This window comes from Streptomyces sp. NPDC001941, assembly GCF_040296945.1.
Lineage (GTDB): Bacteria > Actinomycetota > Actinomycetes > Streptomycetales > Streptomycetaceae > Streptomyces.
Window position 1 is genome coordinate 78,158 of sequence record NZ_JBEOYE010000035.1, and the last position, 11,068, is coordinate 89,225.

Here is an 11,068-nt window from a genome sequence, read left to right on the forward strand (position 1 = left end):
TGGTGAGGACAGGCAGATGCGAGCATCACAGCCATCTGGTCATCGGCACGGAGGCTGCTTCTGTCGTTCCTACTGGCGACGGAGCGAGCACTGCGGGCCACGGGGCCGGAGGGCCGGTGCGGTGTCGGCAACGGATGATCGCGCAGAGTGCCAGACGGAACGCTGGTGCTCCGCGCGATCCAGGCGGTACGGGGGGCTGCGTGTCGAGGGCTGCGTATGAATTTCCGGATCTGCGAGCGGGAGACCCCAGGAGCCTTGGGGACTTCCAGCTGGCGGCGCGGCTGGGGGAGGGCGGGATGGGGCAGGTGTTCCTCGCGTTCTCGCCAGGCGGGCAGCCGGCGGCGGTGAAGATGATCCGCAGCGAGTTCGCCCGCGACGCGGAGTTCGGCCGCAGGTTCGCGCGGGAGGTGGCCGCGGCGCAGAGGGTGCGCGGCGCGCATCTGGCACAGCTGCTGGACGCCGACCCGGGAAGCGAGCAGCCGTGGCTGGCGACGGGGTACGTGGCCGGCCCGTCCCTGCGGGACCTCGTTGTCGGCCACGGGCCGCTGCGAGCGGATCAGGTGATGCTACTTGCCTGGGGAATCGCCCACGCGCTGGCCGACATCCACTCGGCGCGAGTGGTGCACCGTGATCTCAAGCCCGGCAACATCATGCTGGACGAGAGCGGCCCGAAGGTCATCGACTTCGGGATCGTCAAATCCCTCACCCAGTCCGCCACCTATCGCAGCGAATCCACTCGGATCGGTACGCCCCTCTACATGTCGCCCGAGCAGGCTCTCGGCCGCCCGGTCGGTCCACTGTCCGACATGTTCGCCCTGGGCTCGACCCTCCATTTCCTGGCCACCGGCCGCGAGGCATTCGCCGCGGAGAACGAGTGGGCCGTCGCCCACCGCATCGTCGCCGACAGCCCCGACCTCACCGGGCTCACCCCGCCGCTGCGGGACCTGATCACCGCCTGTCTGGACAAGGACCCCGAACGGCGCCCGACACCCGAGCAGGTGCGGGTGTCGTGTGAGAGCCAACTCGGCCATGCGCTCGGCCCAGGTGCCTGGATGCGCATCGTCGGCGCGCGAGAGGCGATCCGGGCGCGCACTGACGCACTGCGGTCCCTCACTGCCCCGAGAGCGGACACGATCGCCCGCTCCGACAACACCCGTCCCCTCACGGTCACAGGCCCCGCAGGCCGTGGGAGGCCCAAGGTTGAATCCCAGAAATCGGCGACTCCCCATAAGACAAGGACTACTTGGAAACCTCCGAAGAAAGAGCCGAAACCGAACGCGGCTTCACCGATGGGCGAAGTCATCGCTCGTGTGCTGATCATGCTCCTGATGGGATTGGGGTCGCTCGCCTTCAGCTGCACCTCTGCGTTCATGTCGGAGACCTGGACGCTGAGGTCATCAGGCGCACAAGTGGCCAGCGTGACGGAAGCTTTCGACCTGAGCCACCCCTGGCAGCCGATTTCCACAGGCCTCCAGGGAGTCTCCACCGACGCCGGATCGTTCATAGCCGCCCTGACCATCGGAACAGCGGCCAGCATTGCCTTTGCCCTCCAAGCCCTGCTGAGGGAATCCAAGGGTGCAACCCTGCGAAGGTGGGGCAGCGTGGCGGGTGTTCTATGCGGCCTCTGGTTCTTCTTCTTCACGATCGCCTGCGCCGTCTTGCTCGGAGCTGCAGGCGTGGACCAGATCGACGACAACCCGGACTACATGCTTGGTGTCGACCTGATGGGCGGGGCTGGGTGGCTACTCGTGGCGAACGCCACGACCGCGTACGCACTATGGGGAAGAGTTGACGACCTTTTGCGCTGATGGAGCAGGCGAGCCCAGGGCCGCCCCAGGCAAATCCTATCCATGTGTCTCGTATGGGTAGATTATGCGCATCTAGATGTTCGAGCCCGTGAGCAGTCTGGCGCTTCGCCCTGTCATCCCGCCCGCGGGCAGGATCAAGAACGGAGCGGGTATCCGCCCGGTCATCGACGGGCGCGACGTACTCGCGGAGAGCCACCCGGAGGGCGACTCCAGCCTCTACCACGAGAGGTGGTTCGGCCCTCCCGAGACCTGGCCCCTGTGGGTCGGCGAGGAACCGCACCGCATCGAGCTGTCCAACAACGACTGCGACACGGGCTGCTGCGGCGGAGTGTTCGTCACCATCCAGCGCCTCGGCCCGCTCGTCGAGTGGACCGACTGGGAGAACACCAGCGACGTCCTCGCGCCCGTGCCGCCCGAGATCCACTTCGACGCGGCGCAGTACGACGCGGAGCTCGCCAGACTCGTCGCCGACCACACCTGGGAGCAGCCGGTCGACACCGCGGCACGACTGCTGGCCCAGCACGTCAACACCTCCGACTGGTGCACGCGGTGGACGTGCGAGCCGTTCACCGCGGGCATCCGTGTCAACGTACGGGGTACATCACCGGAAGTGATCATGTCGTTCATGAACGACGGCTTCGGCCCGGGAGGCCGACATCGCTGGTTCACCCTGCCCGTCACCAGCGGAGAACCGGTGAGGGACCAGGTGCGGCGCTTCATCGCCCGCATCACGGAAGCGGACCCGCGTGACATCGCGAAGGGCTCCTGAACAGAGGCGAGACGCCTCCGGGGCGGATGGCATCTCGGTTCAGTCACGTGCGGGGGCGCTCGGCCCTGGAATGTGGCTGCCTTTGTTCCGGCGCGGAATGTTGTCGCAAGACGTCCACTTCGAGTTGGTCCACCAGCGGGCTTCGGCGCCGTGCCCGGCCGGCAGCCGGTGCGTGGGCAGCGCCCGGTCAGGTCGACCCCATCGAAGTTCGTACCCAGGCCGCGAAGATGCATCAGATGTGCCTGTGGTTGATCGATTGCCTCTCCGTGTAGCAGGATGCGCGCGGGGAGGGATTTGAATGTGTTCAAAAGATGTGGTGTGTGATGTCGTCCGGGTGCGGGACAGGTACGGGGGTACGGGGATGCACTGACTGCCACGACGGCCGTCCTGTGCGTCGAGGCGCTGATCGCCTGGGTGGGTTACCTGGTCTGGACGGAGACCCAGGAGTATGGGGGCGGCTCCTACGACAGACTGGGGGCCTTGATCCTGATCATCGCGCTGCCCTTCTTCGTGGGCCTGGCGATCGTCGCCTTCATGCTGCTGTCCGTCTGTGTCGTGATCCCCCAACTCGCCATCGGCACGGCGCTGGAGAGGCGACTGCCCGGGCTCGGGGCGTGGTGGCATGCCGTCGTCGTCGCTGTTCTCGCCGCGCACTTCACGCTGGCCGCCACCGTCGCGGCCGACCCCGGGAGCATGGGAGCGCTGGGGATCTGGGCCGCGCTGACGACGGCACCGGCGAGTCCGGCACTGGTCGCCCGCAGGCTGCTGCGCACGGACCGGCCGTGGCGCTCGGGGGCCGCGATCCTGGGCCGGGTCATCGGGTACGGGGCGGCGGCCGTGGCCGGGACGGTGGTGCTGGCCGCCATCGCCTTGTCCGCGGGACTGGCCTACGAACCGCCACACCTCAACGCCCAGCAGACCGCGGGCACATGGAGCGACGGGGGCGGCGGAACGCTCGTCCTCACCCCTGCCGGCAAGGCCACCGCGGCCGGTGTGAAGACGTTCGTGGACGACCCCGACTCGCCCGAACCGGCCACCGGAGAGTGCCAGGGCGCGGGGACGTGGGAGTTCACCCCCGACACCCCAGGGCTATTTCGCAAGGTGACCGTCACCATCACCGGCTGCGACCTGGACAGCTGGAAGATCTACGGAAGTTACGAGCACCCCAAGATGTTCGTCTACGTCGGTGACCCGGACCTGGGGGCGACCTACGTGCTGCACCGCACGGGCCCACGATGAGTCAGGCGGTGGTCGGACGACAGCGCGGGGAGACGCGGCACCAGGACCAGGCAGGACGTCGGCCGGTGGAGGGCCGGCAGGTCTGACCGGCCGGGCGCGCAAACGGCGTCGCCAGGCGACGTGCCACCCCCTCACCGGGCCACCGGATCCCCACCCGGTAGAGGCCCGGACTGGCAGCCCGAGTGACTCTTTCGCTACCCCTATGCGCGCAACCATCGGCCACTCAGCCGGGTCGTGTGTGCGTGATCAGAAGACTCTTCCGTACCACCGCCGTGCTGCTCGCGAGCCCTGCCATCCTGGCAGGCTGCACGAGCGGCACGGCGGGTCCGGCCCAGCCGCCCGCCCACCCGGTGTTCTCCATGCCGTTGGACCGTCAACCGTACGAGGCCCTCAACGTCACCCGCGACGCCAACGTCACCTTCCGCCAGACGCTCGCCTTCGGCTCTCCCCAGGGCAGCGCCGTCCTCAACAGCACCGGACGCCTTGACTTCGAGACGTCACGGGCATCAGCGACCCGCACATGGACCATCGACAAGCGCTACGGCGAAGAAGCCAAGCTCGCCTTCCTCGGCTCCCAGGCGACCAACGGCCACCCGTCCCCCGTACGGCGCGTCGCCATCGACCCCAAGACGATCCAGGTGCGCGCCGGAAGCCACCAGTACTGGCTGCGGTACGGGCACGGAGGCGTCACCCAGGACGAGGGAGAGGAGGTCACCGACCTTCGCGGAGCCTCCGCCCCCTACAACGGCACCCTCCTGGAGACCCTGGCCAGTACCAGCGCCGTCACGTTCCGGCCCGCAACCGGCGGCGGGCGCACCTACAGCGCCCGCCTGCCCCGCACAGCGGTGCAGGCGCTCCTGCCGACCTCGACGCACTGGCTGCTCGACGCCGTACGCAACCCCTCCGCTGAAGCCCCCGTCCCCGTCCCCCTCACCGTCGACGCCCGCGGCCGCATCACGCGCGCGGACGCGGACCTCGCCGCCCTGCTCCTGCGCAAGGGGACCCTGGCGAAGGTCACTTCGCTGCGCGCCACGCTGGTCCTGAGCGGCTATGGCACGTCCCGGCCGGTGATGCCCGGACCGGCCGAACGGGTCCTTGCCGCGGACGACGTCGTGCGGCACAAGGAGGACACAGCGCCCGGTGCCTGTGTGGACTTTGACTCCGGGCTCGGTGCGGGCGACCGCTTGGTGACGGTCCCCTGCGGCGGCGACCACGACGGCCGCGTCTTCGCGCAACGGGCCCTGGACCCGCAGTATCCCGGCAAGGAGGAGGCAGAGGCGGTGGCCAGCCGGGAATGCCGGACTGCTTACCGGGCGGCCCCGTTCTCCTGGCGGGAGGAGTCCCGGAAAAAGGGTCACTACTGGTTGACGTGGCCGACGCAGGACGACTGGGAGGCCACCTCGCACCCGAAGGCGACCTGCTTCATCGACGCCCGCTGACCAGTGGGGACAGGCCGCCGCAGTGCCCGCCGTTCCACCGCTCGCAGGCGCAGCCGACTGGTCACCCGCGGCAGGGGCCTGCCCGGTGGTCCTCTCCGTGGCTCTGCGCCGGATACCTGTCGTATCCAGCTATGCACGACTCTCAGGGGTGGGAACGCAGTACGCACGCGTGTGCGCGATGACCGTTATCAGCGAGGCCCTGGTGACCTCGGATGCCTTCGAGCGGCCCCACCGTCCCGACCGTGACTACACGGGCTTCGGCCCGTTCACGGCGTGGTTCGGATATCCACGGCCCCCGAAGCGAGGCCCAGCCCAGGTCAAAGGCACACCAAACGTGCCTATAGGATTCACGTTCGAACCCGAGGGTGGTCGGCATCCGGCCCCCACCGGCAGCGTCCGGCCGGTACGTGATTCACGTCCGGCCGCCGGACGACGCCCGCCCCACTCAGAACACACTGGAAATCAGATGCGGCGTTCCGCCCTCCTCGTCGGCGCAGTCCTCCTGTCCGTCACCGCGTGCAAGTCCGCCTCCTCCGACAGTGCCGCCCCCGCGCCCAAGCCGTCGCAGGGCAAGCCCAGCAGCGCCCCGGTCGACGCGGGCGCCGTGGTCCGGGCCGCCGTCGCAGCGACGGGCGCAACCACCGCCACGGTCGACACCAAGCACGAGATGAGCGCGGCGGGCACCCAGGCCGTCATCGCGACGGACGGCACCCTCGACATGAAGGCAGACCAGGGGAAACTGCGGGTGAAACTGACCGCCACCTCCTCCGCGCAGCAGCCCCCGGTACGCGCGGACGAGGTCTTCCACGGAGGCAAGGTCTACTTCCGGATGCCGCAGTCCGCCGACGGCGACACCGCCTGGCGAGCCGTTCCGCAGGCCGACACCCAGGTCCACTACCTGCTGCGTACGCCGATGAACGACCCGGAGCACCTGCTGCGCCAGGCAGCGCTGGCACAGAAGGTGACCGAGGTCGGCAAGGAGAAGGCGAACGGCGTGCCTACGGTCCACTACCGCGGCACCCTGGGCCGCGACGCCCTGACGCTGCGCGCGGGCGGCGACTTCCGCACCAAGCTGGACCAGCTGTTCGTGCTCACGAAGAACGCCCCGTTCACAGCGGACGTCTGGGTCGACGCGCGGGGCCGGGTGACGCGCACGAAGTTCGCCTCGACCCTGCCGGGCATGGGCAGCACGGTGACGATGAACCTCACCAACCTCGGCAAGCCGCTCACCCCTCCGGTCGTACCGAAGGGCGCCACCGAGGTCCCGGCCTCGATGGTCAAGGGCGCACTCACCGGTTGACCCGGCATAGCCGGAACGTTCCAACCGGTACTGCGCCGGCACGGAGGCGGCCAGACCCACCCCATGGCGCGCTCGGACGACGGCGAAGACGACCTTCTTGAGGACGATCACCCGGAGGCACCGGTCCTCCTCATCGTCACCGCACCAACCGAATCCCTGCTCCAGAAGAACGAGTTCGCATCGTTCGACGGACTCACCCGGATCCGGGAACCGTCAAGCCGGCAAGCCCCACGGGCCAGGAAGTTCAGGTCTGCAGCGGCCGTACGTGCCGCTGCCTCCCATGGGGAGCCTGGAGGTGCGGCGGGTCCCGCCGAGTCCAGGGCGGGTAGGACCCGGAGGTGGCCGGACCTCGCCGGGGCAGAGTCGAGGCGGCCACACGGCCAACCCTGCACCCGTGTCCGGCGCAGATTGACCAGGACGGGCATGAGCCATCCTCAAGTCCGCATCCTCTTGTTCGCGATCGCTCGATCGTCCTCTCAACCCGAGCCGCGTCATGTCATGTTTAGGCCAAGCAATAGGGCGTGCTGAGAGAGCCATGGACCCTCACCGGCCTGCTCTTCATCTCCAGCCCCCGGCAAGCGCGGCGAACTCCGCGCGGCCTGTTGCCGCCTGCTGAACGTCGACGCTCGCCTCGGCCATACGAGTGCAACGCACACGACGCCTCTACTTGACGTGGTCGCTGAGGGTACGGATAGGGCCGCGATCGGCATCAGCCGACGGTCTCTCGTCGGCACCGGCCAAGCGCGATGGCCACCCTCTGGAGGCAGGATGAGCCCGCAGAACCCACGCATCCGTCTGTCCGAAGTGGCAGCAACCGTTCAGACGTACCTCGACCAACACTCCGCCACGCAGTACCCGCACGCCCTCGTCAAAGAACTTGCGCGGCAAGGCGTATTCGGCGCGACCGTTCCGCTGGAGTACGACGGATCGGCCTGCGATCCCACCCAAGCAGCCCAGTTGAGCTACACCTTAGCCCGGTCCTGGCAAGCTCTCGCCGGACTGGTCGGCACCCACCTGAAACTGTGCCGACAGGCCGCTGAACACGGCACCGAGACACAGAAGGCACAATGGCTGCCCGCTATGGCGAGCGGCCGGACGATCTGTGCCCGCGGATATCACGAGCAAGCGGTCGCCGATCCTCGCGAGCTCCGTACGCGTGCCGAACTCCGCGGCACAGAAGGAGCGTTGCACGGGTCCAAGCACTGGGTTACCAACGCCCGTCATGCCGATCGCATCCTGGTCATCGCGCGAACGGACCGGGCGACGGTCGGGGTATGGGTCGATCCCACCCGCTCCGGCGTGCTCCTCGGGGAGGACCTGCCGCGCGCGGGCATGCTCGGCGTCTCGCTGGCCGAAGTACACCTCGACGACTACCGGTTCGACCCCGAGGCCGACACCCTGGGCGGCTGGAACCACGACCTCACCGACGCCCTGCAGTCCTACGACGTCACCAGCTACGCCACCCGGGCCATCGCCGCTGTCGACGCGGTCCACGAGCGGGTACTCACCCTCGTGCGTGCCGCGCATGCCGGACGCAGCGAGGCGGCCCTGGGGGCCATCACACTGCGCCTCGGCGAGCTCGCCGTCACCCGCGCGGCCATGCACGCCGTATGGCGCGACGCCACCACATCCAGGCCGGCGACCGGCTCACGACACGCCAAGGTCTTCTGCACGGCCTCGTTGCAACAGTTCCTGGCCGTCGCGGTCCCGTTGTGCGGAGGCGCCGGATTCGCCGGTGAGGACGACATCGTCGCCCGTCACTACCAGGACGCCATCGCCCTCTCCATCACCGGTCAACCCAACGACATGCTGATGTCACGTCTCGGCGAAGAGGATCTGTGCCCGTGAACGAGATCTACCGCGAGGACGCCAGCATCGTCCTGCGCTACGCACACCACCTCAAGGACGTCGACCGCACATCGCTGGAACAGGTATCCCGGCGCGAAGGGGCACGCATCGTCGGCCTCGGCCGGGTCAGACAGACGGATCTCTACGCCCTGGACATGTCCACACTGTCCACCAACGGCACGTTCAAGGACTGGGTGGCCACCCTGGCCGTCGCCCGGGCCCGCGCCACGGGGCGCACACGCATCCTCTTCCAGAGCTCAGGGAACACCGCCAACGCCCTGACCAGCTACGCCGCCCACGCAGGCCTGCACAGCCTCGGCCTCTACCCCCCGACCTCCCGGGGCCGCATCCACGGCGCCTTGGCAGGGCCGGGACACGAGTTCGTCGAGATCGACACCACCGAGTCCCGCATCAAGGAGATCCTCGGCGACGTCTCCCGGGACACCGGCGTACCCGCCCTGCCCACGCTGGAGGACCAGTACGCCGGGAACAAACTGCGCGCCCGATTCGTCCGCGATGCCGAAGCCCACACGGGGATCCACTGGAACTGGCACGTCCAAGCTCTCTCCAGCGCCTACGGCCCCCTCGGCTTCTACCGAGGGCTGGCCGAGATGGGCGGCCCCACCCACCAGTGGCCCCACTTCCTGGGCATCCAACAGGAGGCGGTCCACCCCTTCGCCGACGCCCTTTCGGGCACACCCCGCAGCGATCCGTCCGGCCGGATGCTGGAGCCGACACTGTTCCGCCGCATCCTCAGCAAGGACCTGGTCGAGGAAGTCCGAGGCATCTGCCAAACCACCGCAGGGCACGTCCGGGTCCTGTCGGACGCGCACTACCTCGCCCGGGAAGCCGAGGCCCTCGACCGGCTCCACGACGCCGGCATCCACATCTGCCTGACCCCCGAGGGCGAGCCCTACGAACGCGCCGGCCTCTACAGCCTCCTCGGAGCCCTCGACGCGATCCGGGACGGCATCATCCTGCCGGGCAGTAGCGTCCTGATCGCCCACACCGGCGGCGCCGGCTACTGCCGGCACACCCCCTACCAGCCCGAACACATCCTCCAGGCCGACACCGCCGCACCCCAGATCGCCAAGCTGCTGGACGGACAGAAACGCTAGCCATGGCGCTCACGAACGGTGCGCAGCTCCTTCAGTCCCCTCTATGACCGACCCGCGGGTACTTGGCGTGACAGGCCACGCCGAGTGTCTGCGCCCCCTCGCCCGCGGTATCACCCCGACCCTCGCCGGTGCTGCACGGTCCGTTACCCGGTTGCTCGTTCGCGCGGCGGCGTGGAGGATCCGGGATCGGATGGACGCACGGCGCGAGCACGGCGGAAAATTGGGGGGATTGGGCGTGGAAGACGGGCGGCGGGTCGATCGCCTCATGGCGGCGATCGGGGCGTGGGACATCGGGGCCGTCGAGGCGCTCGTGGCGGCGGGTGCCGACGCGCGCATGCCGCTTCCCGACGGAGGCACACCACTCGAATTCGCTGTCGAACAGGGCTCGCCGGCCCTGTTCGACGCGGCCCGGGGCCAGTGGCCGGCCGCGTCCCTGACACAGGCCGACCGGGCCCGCCTCCTGACGCTGGCCCGCCAGTGGTACGAGACCGGCGTGCAGGAGATGCTCCGACACCGCTCCGCGGCGGCCCTGGGCCAGGCCAAGATCACCCCGGTCGCCGACGGAGAGTGGGACTGGGTCGAGGAGGTGGCCCTCGGCGGGCACAGGGTCCGGGCCGGGCACGGCGCGCTGCTCACGACCTTGGAATGGGAGTCGCGGATGCTGACCCCGGTCGGCGAGCTCATCGACCGCGCCGTCCGCCACACCCGTGCGTCCTGGGACGAGGACCTGGACCACGTCGACCGGGCCGCGTCCCTGTGGGTGCTCGCCTCCCGCTACAGCTGGGAGACCTGGACGGCCGTCACCGACCACCGACGCCACCCGGATCCGCAACGGCGCAGGTTCGCCGCCCAGTTCCTCCGCCTCGCCCTGCACCACGAGGGAAGCCGCCGCAACTCCTACGCCAAGGACACCGCCCGGGTCCTGGACGAGTGGGCCGGATCCGAGCAGGAGCCGACGGTCCTGGAGGCGCTGCTGCGCACGTGCGCGGACGCGGACCTCGCCGACGAGCGCGTCGAGGAGATCCTCCTCGCCTGCGCGACCCATCCCGACGCCCGAGTACGCCGTGCAGTGCCCCTGGCCGTACGGGAGGTCACCGAGCCCATGGCCCAGGCCCTGCTCGCCCTGGCCCGGGACCCGGACGCCCAGGTGCGGGCCCGCGCGGCCAACGAGCTCAGCGGCGTCAGCCGCCCACCCTCAGGCCTGGCGCGCCGCAGCCTGCTGTTCTCGAGGCTCTGACCGGAGTTTCGTGAATCTCATGGCTGGGTGAGTATGCGGGTGCGGAGGAGGTCGAAGGAGGCCCGTCCGTACATTGCTCTCTTGAGTGTTTTCACTCGGTTGACGTGTCCTTCGACGACGCCGGAACTCCAGCTGAGGGTCAGTCCGGCGGTGACGGCGTCCAGGTCGCGGCGGAGGAAGCCGGCGAAGCCGCTGACCGGTTTCGGGGCGTCGGTCTAGGGCGTGTCTGATGGCTCTTGTCCGGAGGGTGGATCTGCTGCTGTTCCGGGCAGGGGCCTGGCATGGTGCGTCGGCATGAACTGAGCAATGC

The 11,068-nt window shown here is 69.1% G+C and carries 8 protein-coding genes and 1 pseudogene; 8 read left to right on the forward strand and 1 reads right to left on the reverse strand.

Going from position 1 to position 11,068, the window contains the following annotated elements; all coding sequences use genetic code 11:
- The first annotated feature begins 134 nt into the window (after positions 1 to 134).
- The 8 genes from ABT160_RS23270 (at position 135) to ABT160_RS23305 (ending at position 10,758) form a co-directional block, all read left to right on the forward strand.
- A complete protein-coding gene (locus ABT160_RS23270; RefSeq protein WP_351649667.1) occupies positions 135 to 1,808 on the forward strand; it encodes a serine/threonine-protein kinase in 1,674 nt (557 codons plus the stop codon).
- A 76-nt stretch (positions 1,809 to 1,884) separates the two neighbouring features.
- On the forward strand, positions 1,885 to 2,577 hold the full coding sequence (locus ABT160_RS23275) for a hypothetical protein (protein WP_351649669.1): 693 nt from the start codon (positions 1,885 to 1,887) through the stop codon (positions 2,575 to 2,577).
- A gap of 480 nt (positions 2,578 to 3,057) precedes the next feature.
- Positions 3,058 to 3,816, forward strand: coding sequence for a hypothetical protein (locus ABT160_RS23280; protein WP_351649670.1), 759 nt, complete (start codon positions 3,058 to 3,060; stop codon positions 3,814 to 3,816).
- Between the two features lie 242 nt (positions 3,817 to 4,058).
- Entirely contained in the window at positions 4,059 to 5,255 is a 1,197-nt protein-coding gene (locus tag ABT160_RS23285) for a hypothetical protein (protein WP_351649671.1), read from the forward strand.
- A gap of 466 nt (positions 5,256 to 5,721) precedes the next feature.
- The gene (locus ABT160_RS23290) at positions 5,722 to 6,555 is read left to right on the forward strand and encodes an SCO4651 family lipoprotein (RefSeq protein ID WP_351649672.1); all 834 of its coding nucleotides are present in this window, start codon (positions 5,722 to 5,724) and stop codon (positions 6,553 to 6,555) included.
- Between the two features lie 768 nt (positions 6,556 to 7,323).
- Positions 7,324 to 8,403: an acyl-CoA dehydrogenase family protein gene (locus ABT160_RS23295; RefSeq protein ID WP_351649673.1), complete on the forward strand. Its 1,080-nt coding sequence runs from the start codon at positions 7,324 to 7,326 to the stop codon at positions 8,401 to 8,403.
- Positions 8,400 to 9,521, forward strand: a complete 1,122-nt coding sequence (locus ABT160_RS23300; RefSeq protein ID WP_351649674.1) for a pyridoxal-phosphate dependent enzyme — start codon at positions 8,400 to 8,402, stop codon at positions 9,519 to 9,521. Before ABT160_RS23295 ends, ABT160_RS23300 begins: the two co-directional genes overlap by 4 nt.
- A 265-nt stretch (positions 9,522 to 9,786) precedes the next feature.
- The gene (locus ABT160_RS23305; protein ID WP_351649675.1) at positions 9,787 to 10,758 is read left to right on the forward strand and encodes a HEAT repeat domain-containing protein; all 972 of its coding nucleotides are present in this window, start codon (positions 9,787 to 9,789) and stop codon (positions 10,756 to 10,758) included.
- 17 nt (positions 10,759 to 10,775) lie between these two features.
- Here the strand turns inward: ABT160_RS23305 and ABT160_RS23310 are convergent.
- Positions 10,776 to 10,946 (reverse strand): annotated as a pseudogene (locus ABT160_RS23310) (transposase); the annotation flags it as partial.
- Between the last annotated feature and the right edge of the window lie 122 nt (positions 10,947 to 11,068).